At 44.0% G+C, this 24370-nt stretch carries 24 protein-coding genes; 5 read left to right on the top strand and 19 right to left on the bottom strand.

Translation table 11 applies throughout. The annotated features are described in order from the left end of the window. Positions 1-216: 216 nt before the first annotated feature. The 8 genes from ACIGG7_RS07685 to ACIGG7_RS07720 form a co-directional block, all read right to left on the bottom strand. On the bottom strand, positions 217-693 hold the full coding sequence (locus ACIGG7_RS07685; RefSeq protein ID WP_397549315.1) for a MaoC family dehydratase: 477 nt from the start codon (positions 691-693) through the stop codon (positions 217-219). 303 nt (positions 694-996) lie between these two features. Beyond that, positions 997-1266, bottom strand: coding sequence for a hypothetical protein (locus ACIGG7_RS07690; RefSeq protein ID WP_224939899.1), 270 nt, complete (start codon positions 1264-1266; stop codon positions 997-999). A 3-nt stretch (positions 1267-1269) separates the two neighbouring features. Beyond that, positions 1270-1656, bottom strand: coding sequence for an SHOCT-like domain-containing protein (locus ACIGG7_RS07695; RefSeq protein WP_224939898.1), 387 nt, complete (start codon positions 1654-1656; stop codon positions 1270-1272). Further along, positions 1656-2027, bottom strand: coding sequence for a DUF2089 domain-containing protein (locus ACIGG7_RS07700; RefSeq protein ID WP_224939897.1), 372 nt, complete (start codon positions 2025-2027; stop codon positions 1656-1658). Before ACIGG7_RS07700 ends, ACIGG7_RS07695 begins: the two co-directional genes overlap by 1 nt. A 244-nt stretch (positions 2028-2271) precedes the next feature. After that, complete coding sequence (mdh, locus tag ACIGG7_RS07705) at positions 2272-3210, bottom strand: malate dehydrogenase (RefSeq protein WP_224941265.1); 939 nt, start codon at positions 3208-3210, stop codon at positions 2272-2274. A 77-nt stretch (positions 3211-3287) separates the two neighbouring features. Then, positions 3288-4559: an NADP-dependent isocitrate dehydrogenase gene (icd, locus tag ACIGG7_RS07710; RefSeq protein ID WP_224939896.1), complete on the bottom strand. Its 1272-nt coding sequence runs from the start codon at positions 4557-4559 to the stop codon at positions 3288-3290. A gap of 116 nt (positions 4560-4675) precedes the next feature. Next, positions 4676-5794: a citrate synthase gene (citZ, locus tag ACIGG7_RS07715; RefSeq protein WP_224939895.1), complete on the bottom strand. Its 1119-nt coding sequence runs from the start codon at positions 5792-5794 to the stop codon at positions 4676-4678. A 318-nt stretch (positions 5795-6112) separates the two neighbouring features. Next, positions 6113-6571, bottom strand: coding sequence for a DUF441 domain-containing protein (locus tag ACIGG7_RS07720; RefSeq protein ID WP_224941264.1), 459 nt, complete (start codon positions 6569-6571; stop codon positions 6113-6115). A 158-nt stretch (positions 6572-6729) separates the two neighbouring features. Between ACIGG7_RS07720 and ytvI the strand changes: the two genes are divergently transcribed. Next, positions 6730-7836: a sporulation integral membrane protein YtvI gene (gene ytvI / locus ACIGG7_RS07725; protein ID WP_397549316.1), complete on the top strand. Its 1107-nt coding sequence runs from the start codon at positions 6730-6732 to the stop codon at positions 7834-7836. Between the two features lie 35 nt (positions 7837-7871). On the opposite strand, the gene ACIGG7_RS07730 is transcribed toward ytvI, so the two are convergent. From ACIGG7_RS07730 to dnaE, 8 genes are all read right to left on the bottom strand, one after another. Then, positions 7872-8258: an FxsA family protein gene (locus ACIGG7_RS07730; protein ID WP_224939893.1), complete on the bottom strand. Its 387-nt coding sequence runs from the start codon at positions 8256-8258 to the stop codon at positions 7872-7874. A 482-nt stretch (positions 8259-8740) separates the two neighbouring features. Continuing rightward, complete coding sequence (gene pyk / locus ACIGG7_RS07735; protein WP_397549317.1) at positions 8741-10501, bottom strand: pyruvate kinase; 1761 nt, start codon at positions 10499-10501, stop codon at positions 8741-8743. Positions 10502-10531: 30 nt separating this feature from the next. Further along, a complete protein-coding gene (gene pfkA, locus ACIGG7_RS07740) occupies positions 10532-11491 on the bottom strand; it encodes a 6-phosphofructokinase (RefSeq protein ID WP_397549318.1) in 960 nt (319 codons plus the stop codon). Between the two features lie 321 nt (positions 11492-11812). Then, the gene (accA, locus tag ACIGG7_RS07745; RefSeq protein ID WP_397549319.1) at positions 11813-12793 is read right to left on the bottom strand and encodes an acetyl-CoA carboxylase carboxyl transferase subunit alpha; all 981 of its coding nucleotides are present in this window, start codon (positions 12791-12793) and stop codon (positions 11813-11815) included. Then, the gene (gene accD, locus ACIGG7_RS07750; RefSeq protein WP_224939889.1) at positions 12787-13656 is read right to left on the bottom strand and encodes an acetyl-CoA carboxylase, carboxyltransferase subunit beta; all 870 of its coding nucleotides are present in this window, start codon (positions 13654-13656) and stop codon (positions 12787-12789) included. The genes accA and accD overlap by 7 nt, the downstream gene beginning before the upstream one ends. A 134-nt stretch (positions 13657-13790) precedes the next feature. After that, entirely contained in the window at positions 13791-14450 is a 660-nt protein-coding gene (locus ACIGG7_RS07755; protein ID WP_397549320.1) for a FadR/GntR family transcriptional regulator, read from the bottom strand. Further along, complete coding sequence (gene ystJ, locus ACIGG7_RS07760; protein ID WP_224939888.1) at positions 14447-15685, bottom strand: NADP-dependent malic enzyme; 1239 nt, start codon at positions 15683-15685, stop codon at positions 14447-14449. The genes ACIGG7_RS07755 and ystJ overlap by 4 nt, the downstream gene beginning before the upstream one ends. Before the next feature lie 161 nt (positions 15686-15846). Next, the gene (dnaE, locus tag ACIGG7_RS07765) at positions 15847-19197 is read right to left on the bottom strand and encodes a DNA polymerase III subunit alpha (protein WP_397549321.1); all 3351 of its coding nucleotides are present in this window, start codon (positions 19195-19197) and stop codon (positions 15847-15849) included. A 137-nt stretch (positions 19198-19334) separates the two neighbouring features. Between dnaE and ytrH the strand changes: the two genes are divergently transcribed. The 4 genes from ytrH to ACIGG7_RS07785 all read left to right on the top strand — a co-directional run bounded on the left by ytrH (position 19335) and on the right by ACIGG7_RS07785 (position 22179). Continuing rightward, positions 19335-19670, top strand: coding sequence for a sporulation membrane protein YtrH (gene ytrH / locus ACIGG7_RS07770; RefSeq protein ID WP_034756917.1), 336 nt, complete (start codon positions 19335-19337; stop codon positions 19668-19670). Then, positions 19667-20173 (top strand): sporulation membrane protein YtrI, encoded by a 507-nt coding sequence (gene ytrI / locus ACIGG7_RS07775; protein WP_224939886.1) that lies wholly within the window; start codon positions 19667-19669, stop codon positions 20171-20173. Before ytrH ends, ytrI begins: the two co-directional genes overlap by 4 nt. A gap of 426 nt (positions 20174-20599) precedes the next feature. Beyond that, on the top strand, positions 20600-21163 hold the full coding sequence (locus tag ACIGG7_RS07780; protein ID WP_224939885.1) for a sigma-70 family RNA polymerase sigma factor: 564 nt from the start codon (positions 20600-20602) through the stop codon (positions 21161-21163). Further along, entirely contained in the window at positions 21160-22179 is a 1020-nt protein-coding gene (locus ACIGG7_RS07785; RefSeq protein ID WP_397549322.1) for a DUF4179 domain-containing protein, read from the top strand. The genes ACIGG7_RS07780 and ACIGG7_RS07785 overlap by 4 nt, the downstream gene beginning before the upstream one ends. 5 nt (positions 22180-22184) lie before the next feature. Here ACIGG7_RS07785 and ACIGG7_RS07790 read toward each other — a convergent pair whose 3' ends face one another. The 3 genes from ACIGG7_RS07790 to ACIGG7_RS07800 are packed head-to-tail and all read right to left on the bottom strand — an operon-like array spanning position 22185 to position 24369. Next, on the bottom strand, positions 22185-23057 hold the full coding sequence (locus ACIGG7_RS07790; protein WP_224939883.1) for an alpha/beta fold hydrolase: 873 nt from the start codon (positions 23055-23057) through the stop codon (positions 22185-22187). Positions 23058-23059: 2 nt separating this feature from the next. Beyond that, a complete protein-coding gene (locus ACIGG7_RS07795; RefSeq protein ID WP_397549323.1) occupies positions 23060-23473 on the bottom strand; it encodes a GNAT family N-acetyltransferase in 414 nt (137 codons plus the stop codon). Between the two features lie 29 nt (positions 23474-23502). After that, positions 23503-24369, bottom strand: a complete 867-nt coding sequence (locus ACIGG7_RS07800) for a phosphotransferase family protein (RefSeq protein WP_397549324.1) — start codon at positions 24367-24369, stop codon at positions 23503-23505. Between the last annotated feature and the right edge of the window lies 1 nt (position 24370).

A 24370-nucleotide genomic window follows, 5' to 3' on the forward strand; every position in this document is an offset into this window, starting at 1 on the left:
TTGTGCCTCCATACAAAAGAAAATTAACCCCAACATCCAAACATTTATGTAATTGTACTTTCATTATAATATAAATCTTGAGGCTTACCATCATTTAAAGAGATTTAACACTTTTTAGTTTTCTTCTACCATTCTAATAGGATGCGCTTCGCCATCATTTTTTATCATTTTTCATGCATAAAAAAAGAGCTATGGTCACATAGCTCCTTTCCGGCATTAGAAGTTCTCTAACGCATGACTATTCATTTTCTCCAGACGGTGAGGTGGACAAACCTTGATCGTACCGTTTATCACCTTCTCATCATCTTCATTCGTTGCCGTTACGAATATGGTTACCAGGTGGCTGTCCGGATTCACCTCTGTTACTTCAAACAGGAATTGCACCGTTGCGTAATGGTAAACAGGCTTCGGGAACTCAATGTTTTGCTCTACGATATGAGAGCCAGGTCCCGGAAGATACTTAGAAACAGCGGATGTGATGATCCCTGTCAACATGATCGATGGAACAATCGGCTTTTTAAACGGTGTTTGTGAGGCGTAATCGTGTTGAATGTATAATGGATTGGCATCGTTGGTGAGTCCAAGATATAGAAGCAATTCATTGTCTTCGATTTTCTCTGTTAATGTCAGCTTTTCGCCGACTGTCATTTCTTCAATTTTTCTTCCCAATTTTCTCTTTTTACCTAATAACATAAGAAGCACCCCCACGTATGTAAACGATTACAATTTTAAATAATAAAAATTGTTTTTATTGTCTGTCTATTATTATTTTAACATTTATATGGTTTCCATACAAAGAGTTTTTACCCGTGTGGTGTTTATTTTTTGGTGATAAAATAGGAAAGAGTCATAATCAGGAGTAGAAGGGATTTGATCGATACCAGAAGTGAAAAGAACAAAAAAAGCTGGAGGTCATCCACCTTACCTTCAGCTCTTGGGTCAGCGAAGAATGTGTCCTTCACACTCTCTATCTATGGATAAAGTTTAAAGGAGGTTCTAAAGTTTCACTACTACCTCTGTTCCATCCTTCAATTTCGTTTCAACGAGGGTTAATCCACGGTGCATAGAAAGTCCTTCTAATAATGGCTTCAAGTCTTCTCTATCTATTTCCGGAAAGATGAATTTGCTGCCATCCTTTTCAATGGCTTTATTTAGTAGGCGAGTGATTTTTTTTGAGGTAATGATGAAACTAGCCAAATGTAAAAGCGCATAGGGCACTGGAATCGAGAATCGTTTATCCTTAAGTTTCAGCTTAATTTTTAACATAAATTACTCAATTACCACGAACACTTTATCACCATTGGCCGAAGTAATGTCGACAATCTGACCATCCAATTCATTTTCGATCGCTTCGATAAGGAGATCAACGTTAATATCTTTCACGTATTTTTCCGCCTCAGGTATTTTTTCAGCAATATTTGTACCTACTTTTAAAACGGCCTTTACCAAATTAATCGGCACATTTACATTCACATTATCTCCTTCTTCGGAGTTCACGCGGATTTTCAACATTTTACTTCCATATGGAACTTCTTTTTTTGTCACGAGTTCCTGCTGATCTTTACCTTGTAGAACAGTGATCAGTTCACTTGCTTTTTCCTTATCAATCTTTCCTTCTTCTACAAGCGTCAAAACCCTTGAAATTTCATCCTTCATTATACTTCCCCCTCTTTTAGTAACTGAATGGCTTCCTCTGCCGTAATTTCGCCTTTCTCTAATAACGATACAATTTTCTTCTTATCCACATCCGGTTTCTTTTGACTGGAATACCCCATTGCAGAGATAATTTCATCTAATTTACCTCTGACAGTCGGATAAGAAATCCCAAGCTCCTTCTCAACCTCTTTAATATTTCCACGGCATTTAAGAAAAACCTCAATAAAATGCAGCTGCTCCTGGCGAAGGGCCGCGAGTCTTGATACTTCAAATTCATTTTCGACCGTAGTCTGGCAGTGGTTACAGTGCAGCTTGGTAATTTTAAGTGCGTTGCTGCAAACAGGACAATTCGTAAGTAATGGATATGCCATACTAAACTCCTTTCAATATTTTATTCATATCATACACTAATAAATTCTGATTTTGAATATAAATTTAAAAATAATTTATAAATTCATTTAATTTTATTAAATAGTTTAATATTTTTATTAAAAAAATCAATATAACTTTTATCCAATAAGAAACAGACTCACAAAAGAGCCTGTTGAATTTTGCCGTATTGAAGAATTGAAAAAACCGGCCTCCATTACGGAAGCCGGTTTCCTATGAAATAAATCAAGCCAATGAAGACATCACGTTTTTGACTGCATCTGCTGAATTGGAAAGTGCAGCTTTTTCATCATCCGTTAATTCAAGTTCGATGATTTGCTCCAAGCCGTTGCCACCAAGGATCGTCGGAACACCAAGGTATATACCATCGAAACCGTATTCCCCTTCCAGGTAGGCGATAGCCGGTATGACACGGCGCTGATCCTTCAGGATGGCTTCCACCATTTGTACGAGTGAAGCCGCCGGTGCGTAATAAGCACTTCCGTTACCCAGAAGGCCGACTATCTCACCCCCACCTTTACGGGTGCGCTCAACGATGGCATCTAAACGGTCTTTCGGGATTAGTGTCTCGAGCGGGATCCCTCCTGCGTATGAATAACGAATAAGAGGAACCATGTCATCGCCGTGACCACCAAGAACGAATCCAGTAATATCCTTTACAGACAGATTAAGTTCCTGGGCGACAAACGTACGGAATCGGGCCGTATCCAATACGCCGGATTGTCCGATTACGCGCTCCTTAGGGAAACCAGATTCTTTGAAAACCGTATAGGTCATGGCATCCACAGGGTTCGTCAATACGATGATATAGCAATCGGGTGAATGCTTGACGATTTGCTGCGTCACAGATTTCATGACCTTTTGATTGGTTTGAACCAGATCATCTCGGCTCATCCCCGGTTTACGGGCAATCCCCGCCGTAATGACAACGATATCCGAATCCTTCGTATCCTCGTAATTGGACGTCCCGATAATGTTTGCATCAAATCCCTGAACAGGACTCGCCTCAAGCATATCAAGCGCTTTCCCTTTCGTCGGATCCTCGTTTTGCGGAATATCGACCAATACCACATCTCCAAGCTCTTTCTGGGCGAGCATCAGTGCCGTTGTCGCCCCTGTGAAACCTCCACCGATAACAGATACTTTTCTACGTTTAATGGCCATCATGATTCCTCCTATTCTTCTCTTTATGTAAAGGAAGGAGTGCCCCGTTACGAAGCACCCCATCCTTTGTTTATATATTACTCCATGTTTTCGATTAATGCAGTACCGAATTCAGAGCATTTTACTTCTGTTGCTCCATCCATCAGACGGGCAAAGTCATACGTTACGACTTTAGAAGCGATTGTTTTTTCCATTGATTTTGTGATCAGGTTAGCAGCTTCTGTCCAACCAAGGTGCTCAAGCATAAGCACACCGGAAAGGATGACAGATGAAGGATTCACTTTATCCATACCAGCATATTTAGGAGCTGTTCCGTGAGTTGCTTCAAAGATTGCATGTCCTGATTCGTAGTTGATGTTTGCTCCAGGAGCAATACCGATTCCGCCAACTTGAGCTGCAAGTGCATCAGAGATGTAATCTCCGTTAAGGTTCATTGTAGCCACTACATCAAACTCAGCCGGACGAGTAAGGATTTGTTGTAAGAAGATGTCAGCGATAGAATCTTTTACGATGATCTTACCAGCAGCTTCAGCTTCTGATTGAGCTTTGTTCGCAGCATCCATTCCGTCCGCTTCTTTGATCTTGTCATATTGAGCCCATGTGAATACTTTATCGCCGAATTCTTTCTCAGCAATCTCGTAACCCCAGTTTTTGAAAGCTCCTTCAGTGAACTTCATGATGTTCCCTTTGTGAACAAGCGTTACTGATTTACGACCTTCAGTGATCGCGTAGTTGATCGCTGCACGTACAAGGCGGCTTGTCCCTTCTTCAGAAACAGGCTTGATTCCGATACCTGATGTTTCAGGGAAACGGATCTTGTTTACACCCATTTCATCTTGAAGGAAGCTAATTAACTTCTTCACTTCATCAGAACCTTTAGCATACTCGATACCAGCATAGATATCTTCAGTGTTTTCACGGAAGATAACCATGTCTGTATCTTCAGGACGCTTAACCGGTGAAGGAACACCTTCGAAGTAACGTACTGGACGCAGGCAAGTGAATAGATCCAATTCCTGGCGAAGCGCAACGTTCAATGAACGGATTCCGCCGCCGACAGGAGTCGTAAGTGGACCTTTGATGGCGATGAAGTATTCACGGATCGCATCAAGCGTATCGTTTGGCAGCCATTCGCCTGTTTTGTTGAATGCCTTTTCCCCTGCATATACTTCTTTCCATGAAATCTTGCGTTCACCTTTATATGCTTTCTCTACAGAAGCATCTAGGACGCGTTGAGCTGCTGCCCAAATATCTGGACCCGTACCGTCACCTTCAATGAATGGAACGATTGGATTGTTTGGCACATTAAGTTGGCCGTTCTGGTTTGTAATTTTTTCACCTTGTGTCATTATGTAACCTCCATTTTTTCATTATCAAAGGGGATGACCCATACCTTACCCATGTTGAGTCATTCCCCTTCTCTTATTATTACACCAATATTTTTACTATTTGTAAATATCGATGATCAACCTCTTTGATCAACCGGAACATATTCCTGCTTGCCAGGCCCTACATAATCAGCACGAGGACGGATCAGGCGATTGTTTGAATATTGTTCCAGGATGTGAGCCAACCAGCCGGATACACGACTTACAGCAAAGATCGGAGTGAATAGGTCATGATCGATGCCTAAGCTGTGGTATACAGATGCTGAATAGAAATCAACATTTGGCGGCAAGCCTTTGTTAGACGTAAATACGTCTTCTACTTTGACGGACATTTCGTAGTATTTGCTTTGTCCTGTTAATTCAGTTAATTTTTTGGACATTTCTTTCAGGTGCTTCGCACGTGGATCCCCTTGGCGGTAAACGCGGTGACCGAAGCCCATGATTTTTTCTTTCTTGTTTAACTTGTCCAGGATATATTCTTCTGCTTTATCCACAGAACCGATTTCAGTAAGCATCTTCATAACCTGCTCATTCGCACCACCGTGAAGAGGCCCTTTTAAAGCTCCGATTGCTGCAGTAACACCTGAATACACATCGGAAAGAGTCGCTACACAAACACGAGCTGTGAATGTGGAAGCGTTTAACTCGTGATCCGCATGAAGAACAAGTGCTTTATTGAACGCTTCAACTTCAACAGGCTCAGGATCTTTTCCAGTCAGCATGTACAAGAAGTTAGCGGCAAAGCCAAGATCCTTACGCGGTGCAATCGGTTCCTGACCGTTGCGGATACGTGCAAAGCTTGTAACGATCGTAGGGATCTTCGCTTGCAGGCGGACAGCTTTCAAATAGTTTTCCTTATCTTCCATCACATCTGCTTTGTCATCATATAATCCCAGTAAAGATACAGCAGAACGTAAAGCGGCCATCGGGTGAACCTTTTTGATGTCATACATTTTGAAATGTTCGATGACTTCTTTTGGAAGTTCAGCGTTTGCAGCCAATAGTTCTGTAAATTCTTGAAGTTCGGAGGCAGTAGGAAGCTTCAGGTGCCACAATAAGTAGATAACCTCTTCGAAGCTTGCATTGTTTGCTAAATCGTCAATGTTGTAGCCAACATATGTAAGAGTATCGTCAATGATGGAGCTGATGGACGATGTCGTTGCTACAACTCCTTCTAATCCGCGAGTTGCTGTCATAATAAACCTCTCCTTTTGTTAATCTTTTACCCATTTTCATATGAGCATAAAACCCTACAAAACGATCTATTAAATCTAGTAGGCTTGTTTAAATAGAACGTAAAGAAACACGTTGAGCGATTGCTCAATTCCTATACAAAAAATGATTCCCGGCTCTTCTATGATAACACGAGAGCTTGGGATGCGCTTACATTTCCTATTATAAACAATTATCTGACTTTTGTGAATGAAAACGCACCAATTTCTATAAAAATTATTTTTCTAGAAAAATAAACCAGCCGAAAAAAGAACTCCCCCGGGATGATCCCGAGCAACTCTTCAAAGAAAAAACTCATAGCATTTCATCGCAAGATAAGCAATGCCTGCCCCGATAAGCGGACCTACAGCAACGCCTTTAAAGACCGCCACGGCTAAGACGGTTCCAAGGACCAATGCCGTCGTAAGGTGGGGATCATCTTCCAATAAAATCAATCCGTTTTTCGCAATCAAAGCAACAGCCATCCCAGAGGCAAGGGCAATCCATGCATAGGGGGACTTCAACGAATCAAAGAGATCCTTAAATCCGATTTCTCCCGTTGCAATCGGTGCCAGTACCGCAATTGTAATGATAGTAACACCCCAATTGATCCCTTTCGACTGAATAGACGCAAATACTTTCTCGTCAAGGCCCAGCAATTTTAGTACGATCAAACATGCTACGGCTATAATAATCGATTGATTCTTTGCCATCAGACCGATTCCCAGTAAAAGCAGTAAAAATAGAAATGGCTGTGTCATATCCTTCACCCGTCTCCCTCATATGTAGTCCAATCATTATCCTACCATATCAACTATTTTAATCATTGATAAAATCATTGAACCTTCGCAAATAAATCTTCCTTTCATTTCCTGTCTCTTATAAAATAGAATTACTAGACTCGGTAGGAGGGAAGCTCTTGAATTTAGATTATGTTTATCGAACGATCCGCTTTCTGGTCGTTGTAGCGATCATCATTCTTTCATTGATTTCACTCTATTACATATGGAAACTTGCTTATCCATTTATCATTGCCGTCGCCATCGCATTACTCATCAATCCGATGGTGAATGGACTTGAAAAATGGCTGCCGCGGATTTGGGCCGTCACCCTATCTCTCATTATGATTGTTGCCATTTTTGCAGGTCTCATCACGTTATTGATCGCCGAAATCGTCTCCGGAGCCAATTATTTAGCAGAAGAACTGCCTAAGCACGTGCAAACACTCGTTACATACGCAGAAGATATCATTGTTGGACAGGTCATCCCGCTCTACAATCAGCTTGCCGGTATGTTCAAAAATCTTGAAGCCGGACAACAGGATACGATACTCGAGAATATCCAAACAGCCGGAACAAAAATTGCCACATCAGCAGGAGATTTTCTGCAGAACTTTTTCACGAAACTGCCACAGCTGATCTCGTGGATCCCGAATGCCGCATCCGTCCTGATATTCGCCGCGCTGGCTACGTTTTTCATCAGCAAGGACTGGTATACATTATCCGCTAAAGCAGAGAAAATCATTCCAGGGAAAGCGATGAGCAGCGGAAGAAAAGTGTTCATTGACTTAAAGCGCGCCCTGTTCGGATTCATCCGGGCTCAATTTACTCTCATCTCGATCACCGCCATTATCGTGCTGATTGGATTAATCATCCTCAGAGTAGATTACGCCATCACCATTGCACTCGTGACTGGCCTCGTTGATATCCTGCCTTATCTTGGGACGGGCGCTGTATTCGTTCCCTGGATTGCCTATGAGTTCATCACGGGCAATGTAGGCCTCGGAATCGGGCTGTCAGTCCTCTACATGGTCGTCGTCGTCCAACGGCAGATCATGGAGCCAAAGGTACTCTCTTCAAGCATCGGGCTCGATCCCCTTGCGACATTGATAGCCCTATTTGTCGGCTTCAAACTCATCGGATTTTTAGGACTGATCGTCGGTCCTGTAGTACTCGTAATTCTATCTACTTTGAAGCGGGCTGGTGTGTTCGAAGATACGTGGAAATTCATCATAGGGGTAAAATAGAAAAAAGCACTGCTCGCGAGCAGTGCTTTTTTTCTTTATCGGTAGATGATCACATTTCCATTGTTGATCCAGCGTTTGAATAATCGGTAGATGAATGGTTTGAACATTTTTCTCGTGGCCGGCAGCAACAGCAGGAAACCAATGGCATCTGTAATGAACCCCGGTGTCAATAGGACAACCCCACCGACAAGGATACATAAACCATCCATGATGGCATCACCCGGCAATTGACCGTACTGCATATCACGCTGCGCTTTTCTGATCGTCTCGATTCCCTGCTTCTTTGCCAGGTAGGCTCCCAGGATCCCTGTTGAAATGATCAGTAATACCGTCGGAATTAGACCAATGGCTTGTCCGGAAAGAACCAATAAGCCGATTTCTAGTGCGGGTATGATAATCAATAGTAAAAGCATATATCTCATGATGGATTCCTCCATTTGGTTTAGTACTTGCTTCCTTTTATTATAGCATATTAGATTGTTTGTGTATTATGAGAGGGATTTTGGGGTGTTTTAATGGTATTTGGGTGTTGTTATTGGTTATGGTTTTGTTGGTTGTAGGAGATTTGGTTTTGGTTGTGGGCGTTTTGGCGTTTGTTGCGGCAGTTTGAAGGTTCGTTGCGGCACTTTCGGCGTTTGTTGCGGCGGTTTGTACGTTCGTTGCGGCAGTTTGAACGTTTGTTGCGGCGCTCTCCCCAATCTATGCAGCGGCTTTCCAACGGAATTGGGCCACTTTCACTGTTAATTGTGCCACTTCCCTCTCTAATTGGGCCAAAACCACTATTAATCGGGCCACTTCCACCAATAATTGTGCCAAATTGTGAACACCACGCCACATACCACACTCCAAACACAAACAAAAAAACCAGAGCCCATAAAGACTCTGGTTTCCCACATATATCTACTTACAATACACTAGCATACCCATTATAAATCACGCCATGTGTAGCATCCACTGTGATTTCCTGGCCATTCTTGAATAGTGAAGTGGCATGGTCAACACCGACCACAACAGGAATTCCCAAGTTGATTCCAACAACGGCTGCATGACTTGTCAGACCGCCTTCTTCAACGATCAGGGCAGAACATTTTTCTAATGCAGGCATCATTTCTTTATCTGTGCCGATGGTTACAAGTACTGAACCTTCAGTCGTGTTCTGCACAGCTTCTTCGGCTGTGGTTGCCACTACTGCTTTACCGTAAGCTGACTTGCGGCCAATTCCTTGACCTTTAGCCACGACGTCGCCCACAACGTGGATTTTCATCAGGTTAGTTGTTCCTGTTTCACCAATCGGAACACCTGCTGTGATGACGATGCGATCTCCGTGCTTCGTCATTCCTGAGTTGACACTCTCTTCAACAGCCATATCAAGCATTTCATCTGTTGTTGTCACTTTACGTCCCAATGTAGGGTGTACGCCCCAGACAAGAGCCAGGCGGCGTGATACAGAATCCGTACCTGTCACCGCTACGATTGGTGCTTTCGGACGGTATTTCGAGATCATGCGTGCTGTGTGACCACTCTCAGTTGGAGCCACAATTGCATTTACATCAAGATTAAGAGCCGTGTATGCGACGGATTGCCCGATGGCATTTGTCATATTGTGCTCGCTGTCTTTGCTGCGGGCAGCTAGGATTGTATCATAATCCAGCGCCGTTTCCGCTCTGGATGCGATGTTATGCATCGTTTGAACTGCTTCTACAGGGTATGAACCTGCAGCTGTTTCACCAGAAAGCATGATTGCGTCTGTACCATCAAAGATGGCGTTGGCAACGTCACTTGCTTCCGCTCTTGTCGGTCTAGGGTTGCGCTGCATACTATCCAGCATTTGAGTCGCTGTGATGACAGGCTTACCTAAAGAGTTACATTTCTTGATCAATTGCTTTTGCACCAATGGTACTTCTTCCGCAGGGATTTCTACACCAAGATCTCCACGTGCAACCATCAAGCCATCAGAAACTTCAAGGATTTCATCGATATTGTCGACACCCTCTTGGTTTTCGATCTTAGGGATGATTTGGATATGAGACGCGTTGTGCTCTTCCAATAATTGACGGATTTCCAATACATCAGATGCACGACGGACGAATGATGCCGCGATGAAGTCAACGCCTTGTCCGATACCGAATACGATATCACTTGCATCTTTATCCGTGATTCCCGGAAGGTTCACAGATACGCCAGGTACGTTTACACCTTTTTTGTTTTTAAGTGTTCCACTGTTGGCAATATATGTGTGGATTTCACCGTTCGCTTTGTCGATTTCCGTAACTTCTAAACCGATTAAGCCGTCATCCAGAAGGATTTTAGAACCAACATGGACATCATCGATCAATCCTTCGTATGTAACGGAGAATTTTTCAGTTGTACCCAGTACTTCTTTCATGGAAACGATGACGTTTGAACCTTGAGTTAATTCAATAGCTCCGCCTTCCATGTTGTTTGTACGGATTTCCGGACCTTTTGTATCAAGCAGGATACCGACTGTTTTGCCTGCTTTTTCAGCTGCTTCGCGGATATTGACGATACGTTGTCCGTGTTCTTCATGGTCACCGTGTGAAAAGTTCAAGCGGGAAACATTCATTCCTGCTTCGATCAGTTGTGATAACTTCTCTACGCTCTCACTGGCAGGACCAATCGTGCATACTATTTTCGTTTTTCTCATTTTCTTTACCTCCTGAAATCTTACAACAATTTAGATTGAAAGCTCTTTGGAAAGTCTGTACATGTTAAAGTCAATTTGATGTGGCTTGGCAAGTGCTTCAATAATATCGTAATCAACTAGTTGATTTTTCTCAATTCCTACTGCTCTTCCGCCTTTACCTTGAGAAAGCAGTTCAACGGCATGAGCACCTAAGCGGCTTGCAAGAACGCGGTCGGCAGCTGTCGGCGTTCCACCGCGCTGAATGTGACCAAGGACGGAGACACGTGTATCCATTCCCGTTGCTTCGGTAAAGCGGTTCGCGAATTCATTCCCGGACATGACGCCTTCTGCAACAATGATGACACTATGCTTCTTGCCGCGTTCCTGTCCTTTCTTCAAACGGTTCACGACGTCATCAAGATCGAACTTCTCTTCAGGGATCAGGATCGTTTCAGCTCCACCGGCAAGACCGGACCATAGAGCGATGTCCCCTGCATTTCGTCCCATTACTTCAATGATGAATGTTCTCTCATGTGAAGTCGCCGTATCACGGATTTTATCGATTGCATCGATAACCGTGTTAAGGGCTGTATCAAAGCCGATTGTATATTCAGTACCAGGGATGTCGTTATCGATTGTACCAGGTACACCGACACATGGGTAACCCCATTCCGTCAAGGCTTTTGCCCCTTGGTAAGATCCGTCTCCACCAATGACAACAAGTCCTTCGATGCCGTGTTTCTCTAACTGTTGAATCCCTTTTTTCTGACCTTCTTTTGTTTTGAACTCTTCACAGCGGGCTGTATAAAGCATCGTTCCCCCACGGTGAATGATATCACCGACAGAACCAAGCTCAAGCTTCCGGATGTTCCCGTTGATTAATCCATTATACCCTTGATAAATACCGTACACTTCCATGTCCATGAAGATTGCTTTACGCACAACTGCACGGACGGCTGCATTCATACCGGGTGAATCTCCACCACTCGTTAATACACCAATCTTTTTCATAGTATCACCTCATAAAGAAATATGCCTTTATATGTAAATGAATGGTACATCTTGTTAATCGTTTCACATAAATCAAAGAAAAGGAAATTTTCGTTCTACATTCATTACATTATTATGGACCAATAGACTTTGGATTATTTCTAAAATAACACGAAGGTTCAAGGTTCTCAACAAGTTACTAGATGGAAACGCAAAAGACGAAATAATCTATTAAATGGAAGCGTTTTAATTGTTAAAACCTTCAAAAAACCGACACAATCCTTCGAAATTGAATGAAAAAGACTGACAAAAGGTCATTCCTATTTGTCAGTCCTTGGTTTGTTATGATTTTACCCCGATTAAATCATTTAAAACGGAATACTCGCCCATCGCTTTGAATTTTTCATAACGATGTTGAATCAATTCGTCTTTCTTCATTGGAACCAATTCTTTCAATGACTTCTTCAGAACGCCATTGATATAGTGAGCCTGTTCCTCAACATCTTTATGCGCTCCGCCTTTCACTTCCGTGATGATGTCATCGATGATACCAAGTTCCTTTAAGTCCGGGGCTGTAATCCTCATGGATTCAGCCGCCCGTTTCGCCTGGGTGGAATCCTTCCAAAGGATGGCTGCTGCCCCTTCAGGTGAAATAACGGAGTATGTGGAGTTTTCCAGCATATGAATATGGTTACCGACTCCAAGTGCCAGAGCACCGCCACTACCGCCTTCACCGATCACGATGCAGATGACGGGAACCGTCAGGGCAGCCATTTCAACAAGATTACGCGCAATGGCTTCACTCTGTCCGCGCTCTTCAGCTGCCTTACCTGGGTAGGCACCTTTCGTATCGATGAAGCAAATGATCGGACGGTTGAACTTGTCCGCCTGTTTCATCAAGCGCAAGGCTTTACGGTAGCCTTCAGGATGAGGCATCCCGAAGTTACGGCGAATGTTCTCCTTCGTATCTTTCCCTCGTTGGTGACCGATGATCGTGACAGGGACATCGTGAAACTTCCCGACTCCCGACACGATGGCTTCATCATCCCCATATAGTCGGTCTCCATGCATTTCAATGAAATCCGTAAAGAGGTATTTAATATAATCCAGCGTAGTCGGACGATTCGGATGGCGTGCCACCTGAACCCTTTCCCACGGCTTCATGTTTTCGTAGATATCATTTTCAAGCTTGGCGAGCCGGTTTTCAAGCTTCTCGATTTCCTTTGATAAATCGACATCTGAATTCTGAGTGAACTCCTTCAGCTCGGCAATTTTCTTCTTGAGCTCAAATACAGGCTTTTCAAATTCCATCTCATTTACCATGGCAGATCACCGTCCCACTGATGTATATCAAGTACTGTCCCGATTTTCTCTTTTAACTCGAGTCTCGAGATGACTCCGTCAAGTTGTCCATGTTTCAATAAAAATTCGGATGTCTGGAAGTCCTCCGGCAGATCTTCCCGGATCGTCTGCTCGATGATCCGTCTCCCTGCGAAGCCGATCAATGCTCCCGGTTCCGCGAAGTTATAATCCCCTACGGATGCGAAACTTGCGGAAACACCTCCCGTTGTCGGGTGAGTCATGATCGAAATGAAGAGCCCACCGTTTTCGCTCAAACGATTCAGTGCGACACTGGTCTTGGCCATCTGCATCAAGCTAAGGACACCTTCCTGCATTCTTGCCCCGCCTGAAGCAGTGAAGATAATGAACGGAACCTTCCGTTTATCGGCTTCTTCAATGGCCCTTGTGATTTTCTCTCCGACCACAGATCCCATGCTTCCCATACGGAAACGGGAATCCATAATGGCTGTCACCACTTCAATGCCGTTGACCTTTCCTGAACCGGTCAGCACGGCTTCATTCATACCCGTCTTCTTACGGTCCTTTTCCACTTTGCTCTCATAATCAGGGAAGTTCAGCGGGTTACCCGAAGTCAGGTCATGATCAAGCTCCTTGAACGTGCCTTCATCTATAAAACTATCTACTCTCTCAGGTGAACTCATGCCATGATGGTATCCGCAATGAATGCACACCTTTAAGTTCTTTTGAAGTTCTTTCGTATACATGATTTTTTTGCAATCAGGACATTTTGTCATGATGCCTTCCGGAACGTCATGTTTGGCCGCTTCAGAAGGAATCGTTGCATATTTTTTCTTTTTCGATTTGTTAAAAAGTTCCTTTAGCAAGGTGAAACCTCCTTACCGAATGACAGGTTGCTACTTCAGCGGGAAGATATTCCCTTCCATGTCAGCTGTCCATTCGCTTCTCTATAGTAAATGCATGATATAAAACTGCTTGACTATCAGTTTAATGGAAGTGTTTAAAAAAAGATGTTGGAAATTGTCGCGTCTTCATCGACAATTTTCCTAACCCTTTTATACGTCTCCTGCACAGTCTCTTTCTCTCCACGATCAATGCCGTAAAGCATAGTGATCAACTCTTCCTTCATTGCTGCTGTGAGCTTTTTCTCACCACAGATCAACGTTTCGAAATCATTCAGTATATTCCAGATCCGTTGGGATAAGTAGTTTGAACTCTTCATCACGATCTCCCTGAACGCGTCGTCCAGGTTCTCACATTCAGAAACTTTCTCCCGTAAGGAATCAGTCTTTTTTTCTTCTAAAAACATGGCTTTTAATGCTTCTTTTTCAATCATCATCTTTGTTTGAAGGATGTCTTCCTGGGCCATGTCGTCCTGCAGGATGAACATACCGAGAAGGTCGATCAAGTGATGATCCCTGAAATCCCTCAGAAAGGTACCTTCTCCCCTGCGTGTCTCGATCAGACCCAGTAATTCTAGTGCCCGGAGTGCTTCCCTGACAGAAGAGCGGCCGACATTCAATCGTTCGGACAGTTCCCTCTCGGATGGAATCTTATCTCCGGGCTTAAGGCAGTCCTTCGATATCATTTCTCTCAGCTGGTGAACAATTCCAATATATACCTTAGCGTGAGTATGGAGAGAGTTCACTTCTGTCATCATTCACTCTTCCCGATAACCGCTAAATCTTCTGTTTTCTTACGGATTTCTTCCGGGTCCACCTTTAAGCGGGCAACCCCTGTTTCCATAGCCGTCTTCGCTACGGCAGCCGCTACAGCTGGTGCTACACGCTTATCGAAAGGTGCAGGAATGACATAATCTGCGTTCAATTCGTCTTCTGTGATCAGCGCGGCGATCGCTTCAACGGCAGCCTGCTTCATTTTTTCATTGATGTGAGTGGCACGGACATCGAGTGCACCCCTGAAAATTCCCGGGAAGGCAAGGACATTATTTACCTGGTTAGGGAAATCGGAACGACCTGTTCCCACAACCTTGGCACCAGCTGCTTTCGCAAGCTCCGGCATGATTTCAGGAACCGGGTTCGCCATGGCAAAGATGATTGGATCCTGTTTCATCGAGGAAACCATTTCTTCCGTCAACGCACCTGCAACGGATACACCGATGAATACGTCGGCATCCTTCAATACTTCTGAAAGGCCGCCTTTGATATGGTCACGGTTCGTAAACTTCGCGACCTCGTCTTTCGTAGAGTTCATTCCCTCAGGACGACCTTCGTAAATCGCACCTTTGGAATCACACATGATGATGTCCCTTACACCGTAACGGTAAAGAAGCTTAATGATGGCCATACCGGCAGCACCTGCGCCGTTTGCCACGACTTTGATCTCGGACATCTTCTTCCCTACGATCTTGAGAGCATTCACAAGTCCCGCCACGGTAACGATCGCCGTACCATGCTGATCATCATGGAATATTGGGATATTGGTTTCTTTCTTTAAACGTTCTTCAATTTCAAAACAGTTCGGTGCAGCGATATCTTCCAGGTTCACGCCACCAAATGTCGGTTCAAGAAGCTTGACCGTTTCAACGATCTTGTCCACTTCCGTTGTATTCAAGCAAATAGGGAATGCATCGACCCCTGCAAAGCTTTTGAATAGAACCGCTTTTCCTTCCATAACGGGAAGAGCCGCTTCCGGTCCAATATTTCCAAGGCCCAGTACAGCCGTACCATCGGACACGACCGCGACCATATTCCCTTTCATTGTGTAATCATAGACGGTTTCAGGCTTGTCATAAATCACCTTACAAGGTTCCGCCACACCAGGGGAGTAAGCTAGACTCAAGTCATCCGCGTTCCGGACTTCCACCTTGGATTTAGACTCTAATTTCCCTTTATTCACTCGATGCATATGCAGAGCTTCTTCACGTAATGACAAATTGACTCACTCCTTTTGATTCTTTTACATGCTATGGATCGAATCGCACTCACGCGAATCTTCTAAATGTAAAATGTATAAGTAAAATAATAAGTTCAGAGGTGGTCAGACCACCTTTTTCTATTAAACAATAATATAAATTATGGTTTTAGTAAAGTATGTTATTTTAATATGACATTTGTTCTGCCAAGAATACGGGATAATTCCTCAAGCGCCTCTTCTGACGGACGGATGCACTGATGGTCTGGTAGCCTTACACTCTTTTTGTCCTGCTCATAGTAAACGATGACTGGATTCTTCCCTCTGAAATCTCTTATTACTTGTTGAATCCCTTCCATACACGACTCTTGATCCTGATCAACGGAAATTTTCAAGTAGAGCTTTTGACTGCTCTCCTTTACCCTTGCCTGCACATCCTCCAACGTTTCCAGCTGATTCACAATGAACTGGAGCTTGTCGTTCCGCTCTTCAACATTACCGCCGAACAGGAGGATATTCCCTTCTTTCAGTTGAGGCATATGATTTCGATACACATTCGGAAACACCACTGCTTCCATTTCTCCACTTTCATCTCCGATCTCAAGGAAAGCCATCACTTCCCCTTTTTTCGTACGGATCGACTTTACCCCGGTAATATAGCCGCCAAGTCTGATTTTCGATGCTTTCTGAAGATCGGCTATCTGCTGCAATCCAAGCTCTTCAAAAAGAGCGCGATAAGAAGAAACGGGGTGATCCGACAAATACAGGCCAAGGACCTGCTTCTCAAACTGAAGCTTCGTATCAATCGTCATCTCTTCCACTTCCACATATTTAGGCTTCAGCATAAACGCCTCTTCTTCATCGAACAAGTCGGGATCGTCTTCGGGATTCACAAGCTCCGCGTGTTGAGCTGCAACGTCCAGACTCGCTAGCAAGGTTGCCCGGTCGATCCCAAATTCATCAAATGCCCCTGAGAGCACCAAATTCTCAAGAATCTTCCGATTGATCGTTTTCGATGACACTCTCATGCAAAAATCAAACAGATCATGAAACGGCTTTTCTTTTCTCGCACGGATGATCTCTTTCAAAGCAGCCGCCCCGATTCCTTTAATCGCTCCTATGCTGTACCGGATCCGATTCTTCCCTTCAACGGTGAACACAAACTGACTGCTATTGATGGACGGAGGAAGGATCTCGATCCCATATTGTGTAGCTTCCCGAATGTACTGAGCCACCTTCGTTTCGTTCCCGACGACAGAGGTCAGTAGCGACGACAGGAAGAACGCCGGATAATGGGCTTTCAGATAGGCGAGCTGATAAGCGATCATACTATAGGCAACGGCATGGGAGCGGTTGAAACCATAATCGGCAAACCGGACAATCAAATCATAAATCGTATGGGCAACGTCCTCACGGTATCCTTTACGGATCGAGCCTGATACAAAATGCGCCCGCTCCTGATCAAGGACATCCTTTTTCTTCTTAGAAACGGCTCTACGAAGCAGATCTGCTTCCCCGAGGGAGAATCCCGCCATTTTCGAAGCGATCTGCATGATCTGCTCCTGATACACAATGACGCCATACGTCATTTCAAGAATAGGTTTCAAATCAGGATGGGGGTACTGCACCTGTTCTGCCCCATGCTTCCGCTTAATATACGTCGGGATATTCTCCATCGGACCCGGACGGTACAAGGCATTTACCGCCACGATGTCTTCAAAGGAATTCGGCTTCAGCCTTTTTAACACATTCCGCATCCCATCTGATTCAAGCTGAAAAATCCCGTTTGTCTGTCCCTTACTCAAAAGTTCGAAGGTTTTGGCATCATCCATGGGGATGGAATCGATGGAGAACGATTTACCCGTCCCCATCTGCACGTTCTTCACAATTCGTTCTAATATACTTAAATTTCGAAGTCCGAGGAAATCCATTTTTAATAGACCGATTTCCTCTAATATATCCATAGAGTATTGGGTCAAATGAATACCTGATGCACTGCCCTGGATCGGTACCCACTGCACGAGAGGCGCTTCACTCATTACTACTCCTGCAGCATGGGTGGACGTATGTCTTGGAAGTCCTTCAAGTTTAAGAGCCGTCTGAAACAACTTTTGATAATGATCAGAACTCGTCACAAAGTCGCGGAATCCCTTTGACTTTTCATAGGCTTCCTTCAAGGTGATTCCCAGCTGATTCGGCACAAGCTTCGAAACCTGCTCCTGCTCCTTCATATTCAGGCCGAACACCCGACCCGTATCACGAAGTGCCGCTTTGGCTGCAAAGGTCCCGAACGTAATGATCTGGGCAACATGGAGACTGCCGTACTTTCCTTCCACATATTCAATCACTTCGTCGCGCCGGTGATCAGGGAAATCGATATCGATATCGGGCATGGATACCCGTTCTGGATTCAGGAACCGCTCAAACAGCAAATGATGCTCGATTGGGTCCACATCCGTTATATTCAATGCGTAGGATACGAGGGAACCTGCTGCCGACCCACGTCCCGGCCCTGTCATGATCTTTCTTTCCTTTGCGTACTTCATAAAATCCCAGACAATCAGGAAGTAATCACTGAACCCCATCCGTCCGATGACCTCAAGCTCATAATCCAGTCGCTCGATGTACTCATCGGATACCGGTTGGACACGCTCACTTAATCCTTTTTCACAAAGATGTGTCAGTTCCTGGAGGGCAGACACTCCCTCAGGCAGAGGATATTTAGGAAGGAGCTGCTGATGGAACGGAATGGTCAGGTGGCAGCGGTCCGCAATCTTCATCGTATTCTCAAGAGCCGAAACATGGTCAGAGAATAACTCCACCATCTGCTCTTTACTTTTAAAGTAAAACTTCTGTGATTCCAGTACGTCCCGGTCATCTTCCGACAGCTTCACACCATCGCGAATCGCCGCCATGCACTCATGGGCAAAATGATCCTCCTGGTCGAGGTACTGCACGTCATTGGTAGCGACGAGTTCTGCTCCCGTCTCATCCGATAACTGCTGGAGTAATGGAATAAGAGAATCCTCAGAAGACAAGCCATGGTTCTGGATACTCAAATAAAAAGAGTCCCGGCCGAACATCTGCTGATAAGTACGGATGCATTCTTTTGCTGTTTCTGTTTCACCATTTAACAACAGACTCTCAATCTCACCATTGATTCCCGGGGTGATCGCAATCAACCCTTCACTATAAGAAGAAAGCCACTTTAAGGGAAGGCCATCCTTCGACTTTGCCCCGATGGCACTCGAGATTTTCAATAGATTCTGATAGCCCGTTTGATTTTTCACAAGGAGAACAAGTGGATGGGAACGTTCCTCAGAGGCAATATCCGCGGTCAATCCGATGATCGGCTTGATGCCTTCTTTGACACACGCCTTATAAAAAGGGATGGCGGCATACATCATATTTTTATCGGTCAAGGCAAGCGCCTTAAACCCGTATTCTTTCGCTCTATGTACAAGTCCATTTATCGAAATCGTGCTAGACAAGAGACTATAGGCACTCGCTATTTGTAAATGAACAAATGACATGTTATGCACAACCTTTTTCTCAATATACTTTTATTATAGGAAAGAAACCTCAAAAAAGAAAATATGTTCTCCCTCATATCTTGTCCCCAAATCCCATATAGTTATCGTAAAGACACGTAATAGATGGAGATGATGAAATGGCAGAAGCTTTCTTTCCGGAATTATTCAAAAGCTTCTTTATTGCTATGGGGGTACTTCTAGGTGGATCACTGCTCGGCGGATTGGCCTCTTTCGCCATGGGGCAGCCCTTATTCATTGAAATGAGACGACTATCCGATTTCCTGCGCATCTGGGCCATCATCGCAGCAATCGGCGGCACATTCGATACGGTGTACAGCTTTGAAAAAGGCTTTCTGAACGGGGAGACAAAAGAACTCTTCAAACAATTCCTGTGGATCCTGTCTGCCCTCGGAGGAGCCAACACAGCCGCCATGATCATCACCTGGCTCACCCAGGAACATATGCCGTCATGAGGATCCCCCCATTCTACCGCCTTCCCTCCTGGCAGCGGTTCTTCGCCGGAATGGTCGTGGGAGGCATCATCAGCTGGATGATCTTCCTCTTCATGTTCGGCACCATGCATGAAAAACAGGCCCTAAAAATAGAAGAACAAAAAAATGAAATCAGCAAACTGAAAAACACCCTGTCCTATCTGCAGGAAGAATACAAACAATTAAACAAGGAAAATGAAAACGAACTGACCATTCAGGAAGTTAAAGTGAAGATCATCAATACGACCAAAACAAAAGTGGAACTGCTCAGTATTCATGAAACCGAAGATCGGCTGAGCGAAGATTTGCGGAGCCTTTTGACCAAAGATTTAGAAACAGTATATGGGAATAAAGAGCTTATCAAGAAAATTATTGAGAATAAAACCGTTAAGCTGAATGATAAAAACTTTCGGTTGAAAGTCAGGGAGATGTACTTTTATACGACGACTCAGATTACGTTGGAGTTGAAGTACGATGATGATTAGTTGGGTTTGGTGAACCTGTCGGTGGCAGGTTCTTTTTTCGTTCTTTGAGAGCAGTATTATGTTGAAATTTGAATGTTGAGTGAGACCCTCTTCCGAATCCTTACTTGGACGGGCATGAGGGGTTACTTCTTTTGCCCTTTGGTGGTATTTGCGTCATTTTCGAGCACATTTGCGTCAAAATTGAATTTTTTGCGTCATTATTTTGATATTTGCGTCAAAGTGGACCGTAATTGCGTCAAAAGGATCTGTAATTGCGCCAAATACCAAAATTAACCATATACGAATAACTCGATAATGCCCGGAACAACCTCAATTGTATAAAAAATACATATATACTAGTTTTAACCGACTTTCATGAGAATAACTTCTAAGTCCATTCGTTGTACTTTATGAAAAGGCCTTTCAACCATATAAGGAGCGAATTCAATGAAAAGTTCACCGACCAACTTCATCACCAGGTTAAAAAAGAAAAAAGAAGATGCATTGGAGTATATTATCGATGTCTATATGCCACTTGTAAAAACCATCGCCACAAAGGTTTTACACAATGGAAATCGTCTTGATATCGATGAATGTATCAATGATGTGTTCCTCACTGTCTGGCAAAATGATCATCAATTTCAAGGCGACGCAGAGGATTTCAAAAAGTGGATCGGGATGATCACCAAATATAAGGCCATCGACCGGTACCGTCAGGCTGAAAAACGGAACGCCCGTGAACAGTCCGACGAATCCCTTCAGCAAAAATCAAGTCCTCTCCAAACCGACACTTCCGTACTGCGACGGGAAGAGAAAAACGAATTATTAGCAGCGATCAGTCAGCTCGATGAAATGGACCGGGATATTTTCATGATGAAATATTATTTGGATTTGACCAATATCGAAATCGCGGAGCAATTAAACCTTTCTAAAGCAGCTGTGGATAACCGATTATACCGTGGGAAGAAAAAATTAGCCTCGAATGTGACATTAAAGGAGCGACTGGTATGAGCATGAAGGAATGGATAGATATAGATATCGATACACTTGAATTGGAAGAAGTGACGGACTTGGAAAAAAAGCGAGTTAAACAACACGTCCTAAAAAAACGTAAAAAGACACATGTATGGAGGAATATAGCGGTTGCATCTGTCATGCTGATCGGTGTCTCTACCGCAGCAGGCTTTGCCTATCCCTCTTTCGCTACTCAGATTCCGTTCATGGATGATGTTATAGACTATTTCAGTGATGACGACACATACAAAGAGTTTGACGAGTATTCAACGGATATCGGACTTTCAGAGAGTAGCAACGGAGTGACCGTCCTGATTGATAATGCCGTGTACGACGGCACGAATATTACGGTCTCATATGCCATGGAAACGGATAAAGACTTTGGGGAAGGCCCGACTAGAGGGGCCAATTGGTTTGACATAAAAGGGGCCATCGGTAACGGTGGGAGCAGTAAAATCACGAAGATCAGCGATAACCGCTATGTCGGGTTATCCACCATCACCCCAAGCTTTAAAGGCGGCGACACTCCGGATAAGGTAGAGATTACTTGGGAACCACAGACGCTTTACAGTACTTCCAATGATGTAGAGGTGGATGGAGATTGGTCCTTCGCCTTTTCATTGAAACGGCTGGATGGAGACGTCAGGCTTGTAAACGAAACCGTTAAGACGAACGATATTCACTTCACGTTAAAATCCGTTGAGCTTACAGATGTATCAACGGTGATTGCATATGAGCAGGTGGTGACGGACTCACTTCTCGAGGAATGGCCAGAGGTAACGCCTACATTCACCGTGAAAGACGATCTTGGTCATGTCTACATCGATGGAACAGGTGGAGGCGGCTTTTCTGAGGACAACGGCAAAACACTTGAAGGTACCACTTCATTCGGAACCATTCAGGATGGTGCCAGTCAACTCATCATTGAGCCCGTTGAAATTGCCAGTCTCATGTTTGGAAAAGGCCATACCGAAATCAAGCTTGAACCCATTATCATTAACCTAAATAACTAAATTCGTCACCCCCTATATATGCCTTCAATAGGGGGGTATTTTTTATTCCAATCTCGGATTTCCTTCCCCACTAACTCAGGGCAATCCCAATGCACATTATGTTTCGAATTCTCGAACCCGACTACTTTCACTTCTTTCAACGCACTCTTCAGTTTTTCGATTCCATGCTGACGTGAACGGTCTGAGTCCGAAATAGTAGCATGAAAGAATAAAACAGGGCACTCAATGAATGGATACGTTGTCGAACATGGTTCAAGATAAAAGGCTTTAATCGTTGCCAAAAGACTGTCCCTGTCAGCTCTCAATTGATAATGGCCATCCTCTTTTACAAAGTTTGAAGAAATGATTCCCTCGAGCTGCTGATCCCAAGGCCGTGTCGTGTACTCCTTGTATGTGTTTACTATATCTTCCCAAGACCGATATCGGCTCGAATCAATATACTCTGCCCAATCGGAATGAGCCTTCTCCCTTGTATATCCCACAACCATTTCAGGGAAAACATACCCTCCATCAATTAATATTAGCCCCTTTATTTTATCAGGGAATTTCGCCGCGAGATGTAATGACAGGTCAGCTCCCCAGGAGTGCCCCAACACATATGCTGGTTCAGACGTCATCTTGTTGATGACTCCCATGATCCGATTCGCTAATGAGGAAAAAAGGTAGTCTTCTTCACCGTCAAGAGGGGCGGTTTCTCCGTGTCCGGGAAGGTCTAATAGGATGATATGAAAATCGTTACGGAGATGCCCGGCAAGTTCAATGAAGCTGTTGGAATCGGCTGTCATCCCGTGCAGGCATAAGAGAGGTGGAAGCTGTCGGTCTCCGATTTCATAGACAATAAAGGGATGGTTGTCCACCATTATGGTCCGTTGTTTCATGTTCATTCCTCCATACTTAATCGACATTTAAACCGCTCCACCCCCGGATACTTCTCACCCAAACTCCTAACCTCAAACCCTACTTTCTTATAAAACATCACTGCTTCTTCATCCGTCTCAGCAGTAATACCCGAGAAAGAACCATGTCTCCTGATAAAATCAATCATCTGTTTCCCAATCCCCTCACCACGTTGTTGTGGCATTACGGCAATATGCTTTATTTCGCAACAATCATGATCCAGTAACTCAATCCCGATACACCCAAGCAGAGCGTTGTTCTTCACAAACCCAAATAGCTTTCTCTGGGAGGAATGAATGTACAAATCATATTCCACTTTGACTTTCTCATGTGAAGTCGCAAAAGATAGTAATGTTCTGACATCAGGATCGATGGGTGTTGATTTCATTTCTTCCATAGAAGACTCCCTTCCATTTGCGAACGTAATCATCTATATCCCTTCATCCCATTCTCAAACGCTTCCCGATCATGATTTTCAATCCCATGGAGCGCTTCCTGCAACGCGAATGTCCCTCTATAGAAAGCCATCCTGTCCAAAATGTGCTCCCCTTTCGGATACATGTCCAGGCAGGTGCGGACGAAGTGTTCACCGTAACTGGATAATAGCCCTGCAAAGTCGTATGCAGGATCTCCCACTTCAGTTTCACCAAAATCGATGATTCCGGAGATCTCCTGGCTCTTCGAATCCCATAGAATATTCGAAGCCCCAAAGTCTCCATGAATGAGGACCGGTTGGAAATCCAGTAGTTCATTTTTGGATAAAAATGAATCGAAATGGTGGCTTACTTCGCATTTTGCGTTTTCATTCATATGTGGAAAAAGCTTCTCCTTGATCCGATTGTATAAATCGACGATTGAACTTCGTATATCATCAATGCTTTTCTTCTCGATTTCTAAATCATCGATAGACTGGGAGTGCAATTCAGTCAAAAACCCCGTCAATTGTGAGGCGATTTTTTGACTATGTTCTTCATGATCCTTATAAACTCCTGGCCAGAATGGTTCACCATCAATCATCTTGTATCCCGTGAACACCTTCCCCACTTCCTCAGGTTCCATGGATTGATAAAGAGGGTATGGAACCGGTAATGAAATGGTACCCTTTACCGCTTCCAACACCTTCGTTTCTTTCTTTAATTTCCTGATTCCTTCCAGATACTTCGGAAACCTGAACACAAGTGAACCGTTGACGATGAGAACATCATTGTTCTGTCCGATTATGTTCATTTCGCTGTGATTGATCGTGAACTCAGGGTACATTTCTCTTATTCGATTTTCATATTGTGACTCCACG

This window comes from Rossellomorea sp. NPDC077527, assembly GCF_044542955.1.
In the GTDB taxonomy this organism is placed as follows: domain Bacteria; phylum Bacillota; class Bacilli; order Bacillales; family Bacillaceae_B; genus Rossellomorea; species Rossellomorea aquimaris_E.